This window comes from Stieleria marina, assembly GCA_007741555.1.
Classification (GTDB): domain Bacteria; phylum Planctomycetota; class Planctomycetia; order Pirellulales; family Pirellulaceae; genus K23-9.
In genome coordinates, this window is the sequence record CP036526.1 from 4,484,508 (window position 1) to 4,502,632 (window position 18,125).

The 18,125-nt window shown below is 53.0% G+C and carries 19 protein-coding genes and 1 pseudogene; 9 read left to right on the plus strand and 11 right to left on the minus strand.

The genetic code is table 11. The annotated features are described in order from the left end of the window. Positions 1 to 4: 4 nt before the first annotated feature. From K239x_RS16080 to K239x_RS16120, 9 genes are all read right to left on the minus strand, one after another. A complete protein-coding gene (locus tag K239x_RS16080) occupies positions 5 to 376 on the minus strand; it encodes a hypothetical protein (RefSeq protein WP_145419260.1) in 372 nt (123 codons plus the stop codon). Positions 377 to 483: 107 nt separating this feature from the next. Next, entirely contained in the window at positions 484 to 975 is a 492-nt protein-coding gene (locus K239x_RS16085) for a hypothetical protein (protein ID WP_145419261.1), read from the minus strand. Positions 976 to 1,021: 46 nt separating this feature from the next. Then, a complete protein-coding gene (locus tag K239x_RS16090; RefSeq protein ID WP_145419262.1) occupies positions 1,022 to 1,489 on the minus strand; it encodes a hypothetical protein in 468 nt (155 codons plus the stop codon). Then, positions 1,486 to 1,965, minus strand: coding sequence for a prepilin-type N-terminal cleavage/methylation domain-containing protein (locus K239x_RS16095; RefSeq protein WP_145419263.1), 480 nt, complete (start codon positions 1,963 to 1,965; stop codon positions 1,486 to 1,488). The genes K239x_RS16090 and K239x_RS16095 overlap by 4 nt, the downstream gene beginning before the upstream one ends. 35 nt (positions 1,966 to 2,000) lie before the next feature. Then, positions 2,001 to 2,333: a type II secretion system protein gene (locus tag K239x_RS16100; protein WP_145419264.1), complete on the minus strand. Its 333-nt coding sequence runs from the start codon at positions 2,331 to 2,333 to the stop codon at positions 2,001 to 2,003. Positions 2,334 to 2,544: 211 nt separating this feature from the next. Beyond that, positions 2,545 to 2,871: a type II secretion system protein gene (locus K239x_RS16105; RefSeq protein WP_145419265.1), complete on the minus strand. Its 327-nt coding sequence runs from the start codon at positions 2,869 to 2,871 to the stop codon at positions 2,545 to 2,547. After that, positions 2,871 to 4,022 carry a type II secretion system F family protein gene (locus K239x_RS16110; RefSeq protein ID WP_145419266.1) on the minus strand — a complete coding sequence of 384 codons (1,152 nt, stop codon included), beginning with the start codon at positions 4,020 to 4,022 and terminating at the stop codon, positions 2,871 to 2,873. Before K239x_RS16110 ends, K239x_RS16105 begins: the two co-directional genes overlap by 1 nt. Positions 4,023 to 4,026: 4 nt before the next feature. After that, positions 4,027 to 5,733 (minus strand): GspE/PulE family protein, encoded by a 1,707-nt coding sequence (locus tag K239x_RS16115; RefSeq protein WP_145419267.1) that lies wholly within the window; start codon positions 5,731 to 5,733, stop codon positions 4,027 to 4,029. Positions 5,734 to 5,747: 14 nt separating this feature from the next. Beyond that, positions 5,748 to 6,218, minus strand: coding sequence for a response regulator transcription factor (locus K239x_RS16120; protein WP_145419268.1), 471 nt, complete (start codon positions 6,216 to 6,218; stop codon positions 5,748 to 5,750). A 284-nt stretch (positions 6,219 to 6,502) separates the two neighbouring features. Between K239x_RS16120 and K239x_RS16125 the strand changes: the two genes are divergently transcribed. From K239x_RS16125 to K239x_RS16165, 9 genes are all read left to right on the plus strand, one after another. Continuing rightward, positions 6,503 to 7,306: a bL33 family ribosomal protein gene (locus K239x_RS16125; protein WP_145419269.1), complete on the plus strand. Its 804-nt coding sequence runs from the start codon at positions 6,503 to 6,505 to the stop codon at positions 7,304 to 7,306. After that, positions 7,303 to 10,458, plus strand: coding sequence for a right-handed parallel beta-helix repeat-containing protein (locus tag K239x_RS16130; RefSeq protein ID WP_145419270.1), 3,156 nt, complete (start codon positions 7,303 to 7,305; stop codon positions 10,456 to 10,458). Before K239x_RS16125 ends, K239x_RS16130 begins: the two co-directional genes overlap by 4 nt. 213 nt (positions 10,459 to 10,671) lie before the next feature. Continuing rightward, positions 10,672 to 11,028 (plus strand): hypothetical protein, encoded by a 357-nt coding sequence (locus K239x_RS16135; RefSeq protein ID WP_145419271.1) that lies wholly within the window; start codon positions 10,672 to 10,674, stop codon positions 11,026 to 11,028. After that, positions 11,029 to 11,298: a hypothetical protein gene (locus K239x_RS16140; RefSeq protein WP_145419272.1), complete on the plus strand. Its 270-nt coding sequence runs from the start codon at positions 11,029 to 11,031 to the stop codon at positions 11,296 to 11,298. A 42-nt stretch (positions 11,299 to 11,340) separates the two neighbouring features. Further along, on the plus strand, positions 11,341 to 11,625 hold the full coding sequence (locus K239x_RS16145; protein ID WP_145419273.1) for a transposase: 285 nt from the start codon (positions 11,341 to 11,343) through the stop codon (positions 11,623 to 11,625). 158 nt (positions 11,626 to 11,783) lie between these two features. Beyond that, positions 11,784 to 12,266: a DDE-type integrase/transposase/recombinase gene (locus tag K239x_RS16150; protein WP_145419274.1), complete on the plus strand. Its 483-nt coding sequence runs from the start codon at positions 11,784 to 11,786 to the stop codon at positions 12,264 to 12,266. 12 nt (positions 12,267 to 12,278) lie between these two features. Next, on the plus strand, positions 12,279 to 12,473 hold the full coding sequence (locus K239x_RS16155; RefSeq protein WP_145419275.1) for an integrase core domain-containing protein: 195 nt from the start codon (positions 12,279 to 12,281) through the stop codon (positions 12,471 to 12,473). Positions 12,474 to 12,614: 141 nt separating this feature from the next. After that, positions 12,615 to 13,994: a sulfatase gene (locus K239x_RS16160; RefSeq protein WP_145419276.1), complete on the plus strand. Its 1,380-nt coding sequence runs from the start codon at positions 12,615 to 12,617 to the stop codon at positions 13,992 to 13,994. 176 nt (positions 13,995 to 14,170) lie between these two features. Then, a complete protein-coding gene (locus K239x_RS16165) occupies positions 14,171 to 15,985 on the plus strand; it encodes an alginate lyase family protein (protein ID WP_145419277.1) in 1,815 nt (604 codons plus the stop codon). 313 nt (positions 15,986 to 16,298) lie between these two features. On the opposite strand, the pseudogene K239x_RS16170 reads toward K239x_RS16165, so the two are convergent. Beyond that, positions 16,299 to 17,594 (minus strand): annotated as a pseudogene (locus tag K239x_RS16170) (IS256 family transposase). Further along, entirely contained in the window at positions 17,594 to 17,908 is a 315-nt protein-coding gene (locus K239x_RS16175; protein ID WP_145419278.1) for a recombinase family protein, read from the minus strand. The pseudogene K239x_RS16170 and the gene K239x_RS16175 overlap by 1 nt, the downstream one beginning before the upstream one ends. Positions 17,909 to 18,125 lie beyond the last annotated feature (217 nt).

The following is an 18,125-nucleotide window of genomic DNA, read 5'->3' on the forward strand; positions in this document are numbered from 1 at the left end:
TCCGTTACCCACCATGCTTGATTGTTGCTTGCAGTCGGCGTGTGAAATTGCCAACCGTTCCCAGCGATGCGATGTTTACCGTGCCGTCGGCGCCATCGGATACGACGACCGAGTAGGTCGCGCCGCTTCCTACAGGGAACTCCGTGGTCGGAATCCCGTCGCGCCAGTCAATGTTCTGTTCCAGACGCGCAAACGCGTCGTTCAACCCTGCTTCGGCAAGGTATCTCGCTTCGTCCCATTCCTTGGTGTTGCGCAGCGCGGCATATCGCATGACGTGCGAATCCAAGGTCGCGATCACCAACGTACTGGCCAGCGTCATCACAAAGAGCGCGTACAAGAGGGCGGCGCCATGACGCGGGAGGCGACGGCGCGGCATTTGACGGCGTGACCGATGACGACCTGATTTCTCAAAACGCGACATCCCACGGCAAGGTTGCTCAGAACTGCAGCGTGGTGTGCGTGTCGACCAATTTTGATTGCTGGCTACCATGATCGAATCCAGACACTTGAGCGTAGTTGACGTTGGGGATCCGCCGCACCAGGCAAGTCGATGGCCACCGCGATGGTCAACATGCGAATTTCGTCGGGATCGCTGACGACGGTCACTCCGTCGGCGTCGTAACCGACAAACTGCAGCGATCGAATATTCTGAGCCAGGACAGATTCAGTCCCGTCTGCCGACGAACCGACGATCACCACGTCCGACATTCCACTGCCAGCGTTTCGCCAAGCCCATTGAGTTTCGATACCGTCACGCATCACAAGCGTCACGGACGTGGCGTCGGCCGAGATGTTTGACACGGCGCGACATTCTCTGGCCGAACGCACAAAATGCCGTCCGACAGCTTGCATCTGATGCAAGGCAGCCGATTCAGCATCGTTAATTTCCCAAGACTGACGGGCAGTTCGCATGACGACCGAAAGGCTGGTCATCACGCCCGCCAACATGCTACCGGCGATGATGAGCTCGAGCATGCTGATCCCGCGACGACCGCTAATGCGTCGCCAAACGCCACGTCGTCTAGTGGATCGTTGCCTCGTACTCATAGGAGATCAGCTTTGCCAGTTTGGTAGTTAATCGTGTTTGACGTTCGTTTGAATCCAAGTCGTTGCCGGCGTCTTCATCATGCCAGACCACCACGTCAATCGTTGCCAAGGAATCGGGAATTCCACCGTCCGCGATCGCATCTGATTTGGCGACCATGAACCGCAACTGCCCCCACCCCCGATCGCCGAAGTCGCCGACCTGAGTCGTCAGGTTCCAACTCGCTGCGGTTCGGGCCATCTCTTCTTCTAACTTGCTGGTGCACAACGCGAGCCGCATTTCCGCATTCTCAAGTTCCTCACTGCGAGCGACTCCATCCCGCGTCAGCCTGAGTGCAGGTACCAGTGCGATCGTGATGATCGTTGTCGCCGCAATCAGCTCCAACATGGTCTGACCACACCGCGATGTTTTGCGACGGCGCTGGATCTGTTTTGTCCGACTCACGGTGACACCTCAAACGTGCGAATCATACGTGTCAGTGCCTCAACGCGTAGCTGAAACTTTCGATGGGGTCCGCTGAGTTTGACGTCAAACATTTGCGAACCATTCCCCTCGAAATCGAACCACATCTCGTTGTGACTAACTGACACCGACAGCTCATCTGGGATCACATGCGGCCCGTCAATCACAACCGTGGAATTGTCTTGCCGACGTTGCACAACAGTCCAGCTGGTAATTTTCGATGCCGGACCATCGGTCAGTAACCCATGGTCATCACCGCTACGAATCGCTGCCCGCTGTGCCTGCAATAGTGCCAATGACATGGTTCGTGATTCAGAACGAGCACCGGTATCGCCGAAAACATCGCGTCCGAAACGCATGAATGCCGCCGATGCAAAAATGCTCATCAGCGTCACAACGACAAGCAGTTCCAGCAGACTGAGTCCGCGACGACACCGCTGAAGTTGTTTCTTATTCACGTCATTGACCGCAAAGCAAACACATTGATGACGAACTACTTCGCAACACGGTGCGTGGTCGCGTCCAGCTTGTAGACGCTATTGCTGACCGGATTGTTTGGAATGCCTTCCGGAAAATAGTTGACGTCTTTGGCGATGTCGCTCAAATCGTCCGCAGGCCATTTTCCTTTCTCGAAGTACCAGCGTTCAACTGCGGAGTTGACTTCCGCAATGTTCTGCTTGTTGACTTCGGCCTGTGCCCCAGCTTTGGAAGACGAGATACGTGGAATCACGACTGTTGCGATGACACCCAAAATGGTAACGACTGCAAGCAGTTCTAAAAGAGAGAAGCCGCGACGTCGATACGCACGAACAGATTGACTGTTCATAATTGCCCCATTGAACTTTGTTGGTTAGCTAAATTGAATCGGTGGCGTACCACCAAAGGATTCTTCCTTCTCTAATCTCTACAACGCAGGTAGGAGCAAGGCGTCCGTTTTCTTAAATTCAAAAGTATTTTGAAGCGGCATTTGGCTGTTGTTTCGTCACGCTTGGCGTTCAACCGCAGGCCCGTCGCAAAGCACTTATTTCAGCTGTTTTTCAGTGCGAATGACCAACCACATGGCCCGTCGACAGGTCGATCTGATAGGCCGAATCATCAACCGGGCATGTCGGCAAACCCTCAGGGAAGAAGTCTGTGTCAGCACCGATGTCGACCAAAGTTGACGCGGGCCAATCTCCCTTTTTGTGTCTCCAGAGCGACACCTGAACTTCGATCACTCCCGCGTTCACATCGCAACTGGCAGCTTGCGACACCTTGGCCCCTGTTCCTATCCGCGGCGCAACGATCACTGCCAACACGCCGACGATCGTCAGCGCAGCTAACAGCTCCAGCAAGGAGAACGCTAGTCGAGGTTGGCTTGCCATTAGTGCGTGTGCCCAATCATGTCGAACATTGGCAAGTAGATCGCCAACAGCACTCCGCCGACGGCAAACGCCAGCCCTACGGTGAGAATGGGTTCAATCGCACCGACCATGGTGCTGGTGGCCGTTTCGACATCGCGGCGAAGGTGCGTTCGGATTTGACGCGTGACTTCGGCCAGTCGTCCGGTTTGTTCCCCAACAATCACCAGCTGATTGACCACTGGCGGAAACAGTTCGCCCTCGTTGTCCAATGCCCGACTAAATCGCTCGCCCCGACGAATGGCCGAACTGAGCCCCAGAATCTTTTTGCGGACGTAACGATTGGAAATCGAGTGTCCGGCCTGCGGCAATGCCTCTGCCAATTTGAAACCACTCTCCATCAGGTTTCCCAGTGTTTCCATAAACTGCAGGATCGCCAAGTTGCGAAACCAGTCACCGACAATGGGGATTCGCAGTAAATAACGATCAATCCACATCCTCGACTCTGGATTTCGCAACGCCATCACGACGCTCAAAGTGACAACAGCGATGCCTGCGACAATCCCCAATCCGTTGAAACGAACGAAATCACCGACTTCGATCAAAGCGCGCGTGATCGCGGGCAATGTCGCACCGGAGTCTTCGTACATTTTTTGGAAAGTCGGGATCACGAACAGCAGCATGAATGTCACCGACGCAATTCCTGCGAAAACCAAGATCGTCGGATACGTCAATTTTTTGACGATGGTGCTCTTCAGGTTCGCCGCTTGTTCGATTTGTTCGGTCAAGCGAACGAGCGTTTGATCCAAAGCACCGGATTTTTCGCCGACGCGGATTTGATTGACCAGCATGGGCGCGAATGCTTGCGGGAACTTTTTCATCGCCGCTGACAGTGATTCCCCACTTTTGACTCGTTGGGAAATCGAGTTCAAAATATCGCGATTCCGTTTCAACGATTTGTCCGCCCCGACTGTTTCCAGTGCGTGCGGTAGCGAAACACCGTTTTCGACCAGCGTTGTCAAATTTCGCAGGAGCAGAATCAGATCTTTGCGTTTGAACTTTCGCCCCGGATCACCGCCGATCTGAATGCTCTGCAGAATCGCCAAAATCTGCTTGAAACTGAGTCCTGGAGCGGAATTCGCTTGGGAGTGCTCGGTTGTGGTTGCATTGCTCACGTCATCACCCCGTTAGCTTAAAGTAGACTTCTTCGACCGACGTGATGCCTAATCGAGCTTGTTCCAATCCAGCGACAGCAAGTTCCGTCATCCCTTCGTCGCATGCAATTTCTCGCAGTTTGCTGGACGGCAGTCCGCTTTCGATCGCTTTCTCCAGCGCCGGTGTCACGGTCATGATTTCGTAGATCGGCACGCGACCGACGTATCCCGTGTGTCCGCAGTGATCGCAACCGACCGCTTCGTAGTAGGGCCCCACCAAGTCGACTGCGGAGGGAGTATCGCGTCCTTCAAAGATTGTTTCGATCAAAGTCTGATTGGGACGACACTCGCGTTTGCAATCGCTGCATAAACGACGCAACAATCGCTGAGCGATCGAAGCGACCAATGCGCCACCGATCTTGAAGTTGTCGAGCCCCAGGTCATTTAGTCGTGTGACCGTTCCAACGGCATCGTTGGTGTGCAGCGTACTGATCAACAAGTGCCCGGTCAGGGCCGCCTGTACGGACGTGGCCGCCGTTTCGTGGTCACGAATTTCGCCAACCAGGATGACGTCGGGATCTTGTCGCATCAAGTACTTCAGCCCGTTGGCGAATCCCATTCCAAAATCATTGTTCGCTTGGACTTGATTGATCCCCGGTAGCCGAAATTCGACGGGATCTTCGATCGTCGATACGTTTCGCTCCGCCGAATCGATACTGCACAGCATGGAATACATAGTGGTTGTTTTTCCCGACCCTGTCGGCCCGGTCATCACGATCATTCCGTGCGGACGATCCAGAAGTGTCTTGACGGTATCGATCTGGTGTTGCGGCATACCGAGCGAATCAAATTCATACGATTTGCTGGTTTCGTCCAACACTCGCATCACCACTTTTTCGCCCCGCACACAAGGGATGCAGCTGACACGAAAACTCGCTCGCGTCTCGCCGTCTTCGATACTTAGATTCCCGTCTTGCGGTCGGCGTTTTTCCGCCGTGTCCATGTCTGCCAGCACTTTGATGCGGCCCACCAGGGCCTCTTCGGAATCACCTGGGATCGTCATGATCTGATGCAATTGACCATCGATGCGGTAGCGAACACGCATCTGCGGCGCATGAGGTTCCAGGTGGATATCGCTGGCTTCGGATCGCACGGCCCCCATCAAGATCGCGTTGGCCAGTCGGATAACCGGCGCGTCACTGTCTTCGAAGTCCAGGTCGGCTTCATCAACCCGGTCAACATTCTCCAGCAACTCGGAGAACCGAATGTCGACGGCTGTCTGTCGGGCTTTGATCCTGTCGTCGAAAGCGATATCCAATAGGCGTTCGATTTCGTCTTCCAAACAGATCGCCGGGTCGACTTGATAGCCGGTCATCAATTCGACTTCGCTGATGGCTTCCATGTCGCTGGGAAGCTCCATGCCAAGTCGCAGCACCTTGTCGCGCAAGTCCAGGGGCGCAATCTTTCGCCGACGAGCAAACGATTCCGGAATCAGCCGGACCAGCTGGCTATGTGTATTGTCTAGATCCAATTCGTAGCAGGGAATTTCGTACTGCTCAGCCAACGCCTCGCCAAGCTGCTTGCGATTGATAAACCCACGTTGCAGCAGGAGCCTCCCCAGATGCATACGCGTCTGTCGCTGTTCAGCCAGCCCCTGTTCGATCTGTTCTTCGGTGATCGCGCCCTGTTCGACAAGAATGTCGCCCAAACGTCTTAGTTTTGTAGTTTGCATGGTTCTGCCCCTGATCAACTCCTGGCCCCAACGATGGGGCTTGCTGCTTGTTGCAGCATGCCTAGCAATTTCTCTTCCAACAGAATGGGGTCGTACGGGGCCACCAAGAAACCGCGAGCCCCCGCTTTGAAAGCCTGTTCGGCTTGTTCCAAATCGCCTTTGGTCGACACGCAAATGATCGGAATGTGGCTGGAGCATTCTTCCGATGCGATTTTTTCGACCCAGTACAATCCGCGGCCATCGGCCAAATCCAGATCGATCAAAACGGCATCGGGTAGCGCGCTAGAGAATTCGGCGGCCATCTGATCGTCCGATCCAGCGGCAATCGCTGTCATCCCAATCAGTTCCAACCGAAACGTCGTGACGTCCAAAATCGTCGGATTAGCGACGTAGACGATAACTCTCTTGCTCTCGTGATTCACGACCGTGTTGCCCCGCTCTGATACATCGTGATGATATTTGCCCAGCAAAACGTAGGCCAGCAATAGCGAACGTCAAATGATTCGCTCCCGGTAATCCAGCGATGATTGGGTCGACAGCGATCAACCGTGCGATCTGCAAAATCCAACCAATCGAAACATTGCAAATCCCTTCCCAACAAAATGGGAATCGAATCAGCAAAGAATCAATCGTGCCGCTTGGGTGTGTCACACCTTGAAGATAGGCACGTCGACAACCATTTCTGGGGCAAAGGTGAGTTTCGACGAAACGGACGTGTCACGATATTTCGTCACGAACTCATCACGATGGACGGTAGGGCAGAACTGTGATGATCAATATCTTGACGCCCCAAACACGGCATGGTGTTTTCGGTACGCTCGCAACGCTGGGATTACTTTTCCCAGGATGCTCGAACAACCAACTCGCCGGGTCTTCGTCCCAAGAGCGAGACCTAATCACGCAAACCGCGTTCACGGGCGACGCAAGCAATAAGGTGTCCGCGACAGATCGGGCGATCGCAAAAGCGACTTCCGACGAGGACGCAACTTCGGAATCAAATGCGACACCACCCCCGCACGCGGCGACGCCACAAGAGTTTCCTGACGACGTCAACTTCTTTATGCCGCCTCGCACCTCCGAACCCACTTTGGAAACGGTTGTCTCGACGGCCGATCACCGGCACTCCGTCCGCTTGATTGGTTTTGCCAACGCCACGCCTGGCGATCCCACGCGTAAAGCTGCGATCTTGAAGATCAATGACAAACTGATTCGGCTTGGCGTCAACGAATCCCACGACGGCGTCACCCTGCTCGCGATCCAAGATCGCGCGGTGACACTCCAAAGCGGTCGCGAACGCATCACAATGACATTGATGGGCCAAGAAATCGTCAACCAGCCTTCTCGTCATGCCTCACGCCATCTCACGCGCCGCGCTACGACGCAACGCAACCGCCGCCGGACTCCGACGCGTTCCGAACTGCGTCCTGCCCAAAGTGAATCCCCCTTGGCCAGAGACATCCCGGTTGATCCAGCGCGGATTCCTGAGCCGCCGACCTTGCCGGAAGATCCGCCGGAACTGCGAATGCCCGAAATGCCCGACTTACCTGATCTTGAGGGAGTCCCCGGCGTATGATTCGAAAGCTTCGGCCAGGGCGAATCGCCCCCATCCATCGTTGCGTCGCGAACGCGATTTTTGCGTTTTTGTTTGCCGTGCAGACAACAGGCAATCAATGCAGCGCGACCGAATATTTCGTTCGCAAATCAGGAAGCGACCAGAGCATTGGCACCAGCGCCAAGAGTGCTTTCCAGTCGATTACCAAAGCCGCGGCGATGGCCGACAGTGGCGACACGATCTACATCGGCGCCGGCGTCTACGATGAAAGGGCCGTTTTAACCGGCGGCAGCACCGGATCATCGACGTCGAAAACGGTGATCTACGGCGACAACGCTGGCACGTTCACCGGCGACAAGGGAGACGTGATCGTCCGGTCGCTCGCCAGCAGCTGGGCGCTCTATGCCAATGGTGTTTCCAATTTAGGCATCACCGGAATCACGTTCGCTGCGCACCCCGATCACCCCACCACCAGCTACGGTTGCTACCTGAGGGATTCGACTGGATCTGTTCACGTTGCCCAATGTCGATTCGCGGATTTGATTTATGGCATTCGCAACCAGGGGGACAATTCTCTGGTCGTCGAAGAGTCAGAATTCCAAGGAGGCCGCTACGCAATCTACACGCCGCAGTGCAGCAAGATTGCGGTGTCGAATTGTCGTTTCCTAGCACCGGCCTATGGTGTCACGGCCTACGACGCTTCCCAGACTCACGTGGATGATTGCAGTTTTACCGGGACGCATCCCACCACGGAAGCGAAAATCTCATCGCGTTCGATTCACACAGCCAGAACCGCGTTGATCACCACCGACTGTAGTTTTGACGGTAGCTACACCGGGATCTACGGAAAAGAACTTACGTCGGCAAAGATCGATGGCTGCAAACTGATCAATAGCACTTCGCACGCGGTCTACTGCACCGGCGAATCGCTCAGAATGAGTCGTTCCAAAGTCATCGATGGCAACTACGGAATCACCCTGAGCGACACGACCGGTAAATCGGCGTCACTGAGCGATATCGAAGTCCAAGGGATGAACATTGGTGTTCATGCCGTGCAAGGTGACTACGATTTCGATTCGGTCACGCTGTCCAGCAACAAGTACGGCGTCTACCAGCGCACCGGTAGTCCGGGCTTCAGCATCGCCAAGTCTGATTCGGTCAAGTTCATTGACAATGACAATGCGATCATGACCCGGCATGCGGACGGCGAAGATGCCACGCTGAGTATCGAGGGACAAGATTTCAGCGGCAACAAAACGGGACTGCTTTCGTACTACACTCGCGTCAAACTACGGGACTGTGTTTTTGCCGGAGAGAAATACGGTGCCTATCTGTCGAACAGCAAATCCGTGGACATTCGCGACTGCAAGTTCAATGGAAATGCGGCCGATCCAGCAGCCTGTTCGTATGGACTTCTGATCCGTTCGGGAGATGTCAATCTGCACAACACGACGTCACGAAATGCAAACAACGGCATCTACTTGGATAACCTGAGCGATAAGCCACCCGTGCTGCAGGGAGTCACTTCCGAGGACCACGCCTATTCCGCACTGCGAATCCTTAATGGCACTTGGACGTACTCGGGCACCGATCGCAATACCTTTCGCAGCGCTCCACGCGGTGTGATGGCCACCAACATGACTTGGAAAGTGGTTGACGTGTCCGCGGATGGATCCTGCCAGTATCCAATCATGGACTACGGCGGTGATTGCACCATCATCGGGGCGGACGTCCAAGCAGAAAAGACCGGCATCTACGCATCGCGTTCCAAATCGCTAAGCATTTCCAAGCTCAATGCAAGTCAATGTGGAGCGTACGGAATTTACTGCTACGACTGCGACAGCACCATCATCGACAATGCCACCACCACCCAGAACGGATCCGGCATCTATATCAACGATCCCGATGGCAAGTACACGCAGATCACCAATACGACTTCATCGAGCAATACTTCGTATGGAATTCTGCTGGCCAGCACGACGCTGGATCCCACCATTGCGGCCAACTTGGTACTGACCAACAACGGCTATGGATTGAGTGTTCGAGATCGACCGCTGACCCTGACCGCCAAAATGGGCGTCACGATTTCTGACAATCGTTACGGAATCATGGCCTACCGCGACGCGTTGTCGATGACCGGCATGAAAATGGAACGCAATCAGATCGGTGTGTATGCGTACCAGAGCCAGATCGAAATCAATGATTGCAAGATCGAAGGAACTTCCTACGCACTGCTGGGATACCCGCGTGGCCAGTGCACAATCAGCGACTCGTATTTTAGCAATGCTGGCTATGGAATTCGCTTGGAGATACGTGAAGCGTTGGCGAACCCGATCGAAATCAGTGGATGCACGGTCGATCACTCCACGACCTACGGCATCTACGTTCGCAAAACCACCGGCACCGTCCCTTCGCTAAAAATCAGCGATACGCAAGTGACCAATAGTCGCTACGGAATGGTGACCAGCGACTTGGACGTCATCGCCAACCGGGTTTCCATGGACACTCTCAGTGGCGTGGGTTTCTATCAATCCAGTGGTTCAAGCACTTTGACACAGTGCTCAGTCAACAATGCGACCAGCAATTGGTCCGTGTTAGCGTATGGCGAACGCTGTGACGTCATCCAATCCAGAATGACAAACGTTCGCTACGGTATCGCGCTGGGCACCAAGAGCGGCAGAGTCGTCAATTCGCTGGTCAGCGGCGAAAGATACGGGATCTACTTCAACGGCGAAGGCGGTAGTTACAAGGTTTATCAAGCAACCGTCTCCACCACATCATCCTACGGGGTGCTTCATCGCTACGGCGATGCGACGATCCAGAACTCGGTCGTCGATGCCAATAGTTATGCCGTGTACAAAACCGGGACGAGCGGCACCCTTGCCGGTGATCACAATCTGATAAACGCCAACGTCCGAGCCTACGTAAATGTCGCTCCAGGTGAAGGTGATATCGAAAAGGCGCCCCTCTTTGTCAACGCCGTCGCGGGCGATTATCGGTTGGCGGCAGGTTCACCGGCGATCAATGCCGGTCGAGACTTGTCGTCCTGGTTGACCACCGACATCGACGGCAACCAGCGTCCAAGCTTCCGAGCGTTCGAGATGGGTGCCTTCGAGTATTTGGAGCCAAGCGGTTCCTTGCGTGTCTTGGACTGGGACGAAGTCGCCCGGTAAAACACATGCAGAAAACAGTGCCAAGTCTCTCCCGCCTTTGGCCAGTTCCTTTGTCTTGGCCCGCTGAATCACAACACAAGAAACTCTCGCGTAGAAAACTTGAAGTCGTCCTGCACTCTCAGACGAAGATGTGATATCACGTCCAACTCTCAAACCGGACGCCGTCCCAGCCAAGACGCTTGTCTTGGCTGTTGTCGTATTGCGAGCCACAAAATGCAAATCACCTTGATCCTAGTGCTGCTGATCGCACAACCTGTGCTGGCCGGCGAACACTGGGTGCGAACAGACGTCGACGGCAAAATCCAGTCAGTGGGCCGGAGAATAATCAACCAGCAAGTAGCGAACGTGTTCGTCCAGCGTTCGCAAAGCACCTACGATCTTTCCAACATGCGATTTAGGAACCATCCCAAGCACGACGGGGTATCCGAAGATGATGAACGCAAATGGGCCGTCGCAGCGAGACGTGAAGTGCTCGCCAACATCGATTCACATCCACCGGATGACCAGAAATTCATTCCTTGGGCAATGAACCCAAAATTCTCCGCACGACAAAGTGACGGCGTCCTGTAATTGGAATCTGAATTCATCGACTTCGAGGTATCGGGAAAGGTGCCCGGCGACTTCCAGGCCTACCTGAGATTCTCGCGACTGAACGCCTACCAAGCCTGCATGCTGATGCAGCGGCCACCGCCCTACCCCGAACTGTTGATGTTACAGCACCTAAGCGAATTCGGTGCGATCCCTGCCACGGTCAAGACAACGATCAAATCCGACAGCGCCCCCATTGTGACTGTCATCACGATCTCGCCAAGAACCCGTGGCGTGCTCCCAATTTTCTGATCCAGGTGCTATGAAAGTCTAGTACCTTTGAGGAGACTTTCGATGACGAAGAAGCGAAAACGACGTAAGCCCGAGCAGATAGTGCGGGCGAACCAAGAAGGTGAAGCGATGCTGACCGCTGGCGAGACTTTGGCAGAGGTTTACCAGGTACTTGAGATCACCGAGTCCACTTGGCTTCGGTGGAAGAAGCAGTTCGGTGGCATGAAGTCAGATGAGGCGAAGCGACTTCGTGAACTTGAGGTTGAAAATCAGCGGTTGAAAGTGCTTCTTGCCGAGGCCGAGCTGGACAAGAAGATTTTGAAAGTTGCCGCTAAGGGAAACTTCTGAGCCCGACTCGTCGACGCGAAGCAGTGTTGCAAGTTCAACTCACCTGCAACGTGTCGCAACGTCGGGCCTGCAAGACGCTCGGCCAGCCGCGAAGTACGCAACGGTAACAAGCAACACAAAGAGAAGACGACCAGCGACTGGTTGATCGGATTCTTGAGTTGGTCCGTGAGTTTCCTCGCTACGGCTATCGAATGATCACTCGGTTGCTACGCCAAGAAGGCTGGCAGGTGAACTTCAAACGCATTTATCGAATCTGGAAACGTGAAGGACTCAAAGTGCCTGTAAAGAAGGTGAAAAAGCGACGCTTGGGCGATCGCAGCGGCGCCATTGGGCGTCGTCGCGCAGAACGTCCCAACCACGTTTGGTCGGTCGACTTCATTTTCGATCGAACGGTCAACGGCCGCTCACTGAAGGTCCTTTCGTTGATCGACGAGTTTACACGCGAGTGCATTGCCCTGGAGGTGAATCGAAAGTTCACCGGTGACGACCTGGTCACCTTGTTGGTCGACCTGTTCGCGATCCGTGGTAGGCCACAGTTCATTCGCAGTGACAACGGCCCTGAATTCATCAGCAAGCAAGTGCGTGACTTTTTGGATCTGATCGATGTGGGGACGTCCTACATCGAACCAGGGAGCCCTTGAGAGAATGCCTACGTGGAAAGCTTTCACAGTCGCTTCCGAGACGAATGCCTTGCCTGTGAAGAGTTCGGTTCGCTTGCCGAAGCTCAGGTTGTGATCGAGAATGCAGAAGGGATGGATTTAGCGCGAACACCTATTGATACCAGCGGCACAGATGTCGGAGCTTTCGAATTTCAGAAAGCAGCATCGAGTATCGGGGAAGGGCAATAGCATGAAAGCGACAATTGGATTGGTCGGAGAGATGCTTGTTCGCCTTCAAGCCTCGCCTCGAATGGCCGCCGGGCAAAAGCTGGCGATTTAGTTGGTCAGTAGGGTTTCAGTAAATAGGACGTAACAACTAAAGGTACGAAGATGGTTTATTCACGATTGTTTCAATGTTTGCTATTAGGTGCATTTTTGTGCGGGACACCGACTCATGCTGCCACAAGAACGCCCAACTTTATTTTGATCTTAACGGATGACCAGAGCTGGGTTGGGTCGTCCCTGTGCATTGATCCTGACGACAAGCGCACAGGCAGCGATTATTATCAGACGCCAAATATCGAGCGAATGGCATCACTCGGCATGCGTTTTACGCAGGGGTATGCTCCGGCTCCGTATTGCTGCCCGACACGCCGCAGTATTCAGATCGGGCAATCTCCCGCTCGCCATCTCTACCAGAAGGATCAACCCGGTTGGACAGAATACTACAAACAGCAGCCGAATATTCCGCAATCGCTGAAAGCGATTGATCCAAGCTACCGCACCGCACACTTCGGAAAATGGGATCATCGTTTCGATAATATTTCACCGGACGCTACGGGCTATGATGTCAGCGATGGACCAACAGATAACGGTGAAGGTGGAGGTCCTGGTAGTGACTGGCCTGCTGCAAACGAAGATCCTAAGCTGATTGATCACCTGACAGACCGAACCTGTGGTTTCATCGCTGAATGCTCCAATGAGAAGAAACCGTTTTACGTGCAGCTTTCACATTATGCGGTGCACCTTGGTGTCTACTATAAACAGGCGACTCTGGACCGTATCGCAAAAAGACAAAAAGGAAACTTCCACAACATTGCTGAATTTGCGGCCATAACTGAGGATATGGATACGGGCATCGGCCGTGTTTTTGACAAAGTAAAGGAGTTGGGGCTGGATGATTCCACCTACATCATTTTCATGTCGGACAATGGAGGCAGAAAAGATATTCCCGGCTTTGAATCCGACAATCTCAATCTGCCGCTTCGAGGCAATAAAGGAAACATGTACGAAGGAGGGATCCGGGTTCCATTTATTGTCAGTGGCCCAGGCATTCAAGCCGGCTCGATTTCGCATGTTCCGGTTTCAGGTGTAGACCTATTGCCTACCATCACAGACTTAGCTGGCCAACAATTGCAACACGATCAATTGGATGGCGGCAGCCTTAAGTCTCTTTTGAATGGGCAATCTGAGATCGTCAAACGCAATAATGACTTTCTGATTTTTCATCAGGCCGTTACCCGTAAGCCTCAAAGTGCCATCCTCCAGGGTGACTACAAGCTCGTTAAGACGTGGAACGAAAACAAGCTCGAGTTATTTGATTTGAGCACGGACCTGGAAGAGGCTCAGAATCTTTCGGACAAGATGCCTGAAAAAACGGAAGAGTTGCACAATCAGATGGTTACCTATCTGGATGAGGTTAACGCCGCAACCGAGAACATGGGTAGCAAAGCCGAAATCTATAGGCTCTGGAAAAAAACGCCTAACTAGGGCACGAAAAACTAGTTCGGACTTGCCCTTTCTTAGTACGCCGGTTTTACCAGAGGTAATGCGGCAGAATTCCCTGGCAAAGAGCGGCCAGATTGACCGGCTTTTGAAATTAAATATAGAGCACAATAGTTTCCATTGGCCATTCAGGAAATGAACATCAACCAAAAAGAAAAATTATGAGAGTGTTGCTACACCCAGTCGCGATCACGTCCGTCTTGATTCTTATTGTTCTTTCTCAGCCTAGTTTTGCACAGCATGCCAGTGTTGAACGCGTTCCCATGGTTCACCCAGGGATTGTAATGACTGCAGAACAACTGGATTTGATGCGGGACCGAATCAATAGGGGAATCGAACCGCAAAAGTCTGCGTTTGATGTGCTTAAAAAGGACCGCAGGGCTTCGAAAAATTACACACCCAATACAGAACACTTTGAATGGGGGGCAGGCGAAAGAGATGCCCAGGCCTGCTGGGTTCAAGCGTTGATGTGGTCTGTCACTCGAGAAGAAGTGTACGCTGAAAATGTCTTGAACATCTTGGACGCATACTCAACTTTAGAAGAGGTAACTGGGAAAACGAAAGACCTAAGGATCGGCTTGATGGGCACCATGTTTATGCGGGGTGCGGAAACTGTAAAGCACACCTATCCGAAGTGGAGGCCAGAAACAGAAAAGGCATTTATGGACATGTACGACAAAGCGTTCATGCCTACGTTGATGACACGTGTGGAGCACGAAAACAATTGGATGTCTTCAATTACCGAATCACTGATGGCCACTGCAATTTTCAAGGATGATCCAGAACTCTTTGATTTAGCAGTGTACCGTCTGGGAATTTACCTGCCGACGAATATCCCCCTTGAAAATGGACAGCCAGCAGAATTATGGAGGGATATCGCTCACGCCGAGGAGGGAATCGGAGCTTTAATACAAACTGCAGAGATGGCCCGAAACCAGGGGGTGGATGCCTACGGATGGCTAGATAACCGTATGGCGAAAGGCATGGAGTATCTTGGAGAAGTTATCGACACAAAAGATGATCGATTTGAAAAGAACTATCCCTTAGATGTGGGCTGGGAAATCGTATACAACCATTACCACTACCGAATGGGAATGGAAATGCCTTGGACGAAAAACTTAGTGCAAACTGTAAGGCCGGAGGGTTTGTTTAGACACACGTCTCTGGGCACATTGATAAAAGGCGAAATGGATAAAAACAGACCGGTGACCATTTCACACTGGCGTTTGCCTATCGCTTACACGGGTGCATCGTATTCGCATACCTTAAGAAGATACGGCTGCACCTCACCGGTAGAGTGGGTCCAAGAAGTTGAAGCTTCGCTTCCTTCAGGCCTGAATCTAAGTTCCAACGGACAGGTGACTGGCAATATCGAAGCAGCCCCGGGGGTCTATAAGTTTGTCTTAAAAAGTTCCGGTACGTCCTGCGATCCTGTTTCAACCACCTATTATTTGCCTGTAAAAAACCTGCTTCCTGCAGCACAAGTAAAAGCTAGTGAGCCAGGTCTATGGTATGAATACAGAACCCCTCATTTTGGCACTGACCCAGGGCTGGATTCTTTTCAAAGCCTTGCAACAGGAAGCACGCCCACCTTCAGCTTTTCAGTTGCCGAAGACGAACAGTATGCCATTCGATTTTCCGGTTACTTGGACGTTCTCGCTGACGGTAGTTACAGTTTTCAGCTGGGCACGGAAAACCAGTCCCGTCTCTATATTGATGACCAGCTTGTGGTGGATCATTGGATGCGTGACAACCGGGCCAGGATAGCCTGGAATCAATTTGACTCAAAACTGGGGCTAAAGGCCGGCAAACACAAGATCGTTCTTACGGTCAACAACGGCAATTACGACAGGCATATGCTCTACGGAGAATGGCCTTCGATGCGCAATCTGCTCGAAGTCCAATGGAAGATCCCCGGTACCACCAGCCATGTTCCCATACCTCAGTCAGCGTTGTTTAATCCGGGAAAGTTTTGATCCTTCAAGGCGTAAGACGAAGCAACTACTGTGACAGTCGCTAGAAAAGAAGAAACATGAGAAGGTTTTTACACCCAATCGCGATCGCGACCGGTTTTAGTTTATTGACTCTTTTTCAGACAAGTTTTGCGCAGCATTCTAATATTGAACGCGTTCCCATGGTGCACCCCGGAATCCTAATGGGGAATGTCCCATTCGTTGTTGAAACTCTTGATGGTCTCTCTGGTGAAAACGTAGATGGTTAGGATTGAGCTTGCAACAAGCTCGCCCCTCCTGACTTCGCCGTAGGCGAAGTCAGGAGGGGCGATGATGATTACGCGGAGCTGGGTTCTGACCGTGCCAGGGACGTGATCAGTGATGGCAGTGCAGTGTGACCAGAAATGCGACAGAAGCCTTTCTCAGCCTCCAGCAACGCATAGGAAAGCCATCGACTTTCTTGGTCGGTTTCAACGCGAAACCGCGTCACCCGGCCCGGCTTCCGGCGTGTGTTCAAGAATGAGTTCTCAATCGCGTTGGTGCTCAGCAGAGAACGGTGTAGCGTGCTGGGGACATTCGGGCGATGCAACGCCAGCAAGTCATCACCCGCCTCATGTAAGCTCCGATACGCTTCGGCGTTGATCGGTTTGAGAAAAGCTTTAAGCTCGCCAAAGACTTCCTCGGCAGCTTCGATTCCTTGAATACTGCGAAGCCTTGTGAACAGACGCGATAACTCGCCCCAATGACGCTTCGAAAGTTTGCCTTTGATGTTTCGTTCTTTGTGAATCAAGCATCGCTGGACGACCGCATCAGCAAAGAAATCAACGACCGCGCCGCGAAGGGCATCGCTGCCGTCGAGAACTACGTATAAGCGGTGGTCGCAAGTGAATCCACGTTTTACGATTCGACTCATCAGTTCACGCGAAACTTCCAGGTTCTCGCTGCTGCCGAGTGCAAAGTCCATCACATGCTTGCGCCCCTGGCTGTCGATTCCCAATGCCACCACAGCGGTCTGGTTCTTGCTCAAACGAATGCCATCGAGCATCAAGGCGCACCAAGTGATCGAACCGAGATCTTTGCCTCGTAACTGCTCGATGAACTTGCTGCCAGCCTCTTGCCAAAGACGCGAAACATTGGACTTTCTAACACCAGGGGAATTTGGCTTGATCTCTTGGACGCCCCTAGAACTAACACCCGAGACGATCGCTTGAACAATCTGTGCCTGCAGTTGGCCGGGATCTTTGGCAACGCGATAGGTGCTCAACTCGACTTCGTGACTGGAGCCGTCACAGGACTGCTGACGCACTCGAGGCCGAACGACTTCTTCACGTTCGCCTTCGTACAAAACGCGGCCTGAACTGGTGCCCGCCCGATAGTGATCGCTTGGTGATGGATTGTGCTTGGGCCCACAAAGCTCGGTAACTTCTGCGGCCATGACTTCACAAATCATTTCCCGCACATGACCGCGCAGAAAGTCGCGAAAGACCTAACCGGTTTCAGAGGCCGAAACTTGCCCCAGTGATTCTAAAAGACTAACTTCATTCATGATGGTCTCCCCGTCGGTTGCCGCCGACGCGAATTGAAAAGTTGCGAAGGGCAGATTCTGCCCTCCGGGAGACCATCTTTCAACAATTAGTGGGACGCTTCCGACTCAAGACCAATCTTGCGTTCCTGCAACGTCTCGAAAAGAGCAGCAAGACCGGCAACCGTTCGACCAAGCCGATCTAGACGCCAGACGACAACCTTGGACACGTTGCCCGATGACATCGCCGACTCCAGTCGGTTCCAGACAGGACGATCCATCGTTTTTCCCGTGTACTTGTCCCTATAGAACTTCACGGGCGTATCAACTGCATACGCTTCTATCCAGCGTTTCAAGTCAGCCTCTTGGCTGCGTGTGTCTTGCTTCTTGGTGCTGACGCGGCAATAGATGGCAATGTGTTGCATCGGACTCCTGAAGTGTCAAGTGTGGGTTACAGTCAGCCCCACTCACATACGTTTTCACCTGAGAGACCGTCGTGAGTTTCGACAACGAATGGGACATCCCCCAAACGATCCCGCGCATTGGTCACATGCAATTTTCGATTGACGCTGTATGCATTTTATTGCGGTGTTTTTTTGGAAAACACCTACGGAGCTACTCCTAATCACGGTTTATGGCTAT

Coding starts and splice junctions, on each gene's coding strand:
- K239x_RS16080 (WP_145419260.1), bottom strand. CDS start 376: ATGCCGCGCCGTCGCCTCCCGCGTCATGGCGCCGCCCTCTTGTACGCG.
- K239x_RS16085 (WP_145419261.1), bottom strand. CDS start 975: ATGCTCGAGCTCATCATCGCCGGTAGCATGTTGGCGGGCGTGATGACC.
- K239x_RS16100 (WP_145419264.1), bottom strand. CDS start 2,333: ATGAACAGTCAATCTGTTCGTGCGTATCGACGTCGCGGCTTCTCTCTT.
- K239x_RS16105 (WP_145419265.1), bottom strand. CDS start 2,871: ATGGCAAGCCAACCTCGACTAGCGTTCTCCTTGCTGGAGCTGTTAGCT.
- K239x_RS16115 (WP_145419267.1), bottom strand. CDS start 5,733: ATGCAAACTACAAAACTAAGACGTTTGGGCGACATTCTTGTCGAACAG.
- K239x_RS16125 (WP_145419269.1), top strand. CDS start 6,503: ATGATCAATATCTTGACGCCCCAAACACGGCATGGTGTTTTCGGTACG.
- K239x_RS16130 (WP_145419270.1), top strand. CDS start 7,303: ATGATTCGAAAGCTTCGGCCAGGGCGAATCGCCCCCATCCATCGTTGC.
- K239x_RS16135 (WP_145419271.1), top strand. CDS start 10,672: ATGCAAATCACCTTGATCCTAGTGCTGCTGATCGCACAACCTGTGCTG.
- K239x_RS16145 (WP_145419273.1), top strand. CDS start 11,341: ATGACGAAGAAGCGAAAACGACGTAAGCCCGAGCAGATAGTGCGGGCG.
- K239x_RS16160 (WP_145419276.1), top strand. CDS start 12,615: ATGGTTTATTCACGATTGTTTCAATGTTTGCTATTAGGTGCATTTTTG.
- K239x_RS16165 (WP_145419277.1), top strand. CDS start 14,171: ATGAGAGTGTTGCTACACCCAGTCGCGATCACGTCCGTCTTGATTCTT.
- K239x_RS16175 (WP_145419278.1), bottom strand. CDS start 17,908: ATGCAACACATTGCCATCTATTGCCGCGTCAGCACCAAGAAGCAAGAC.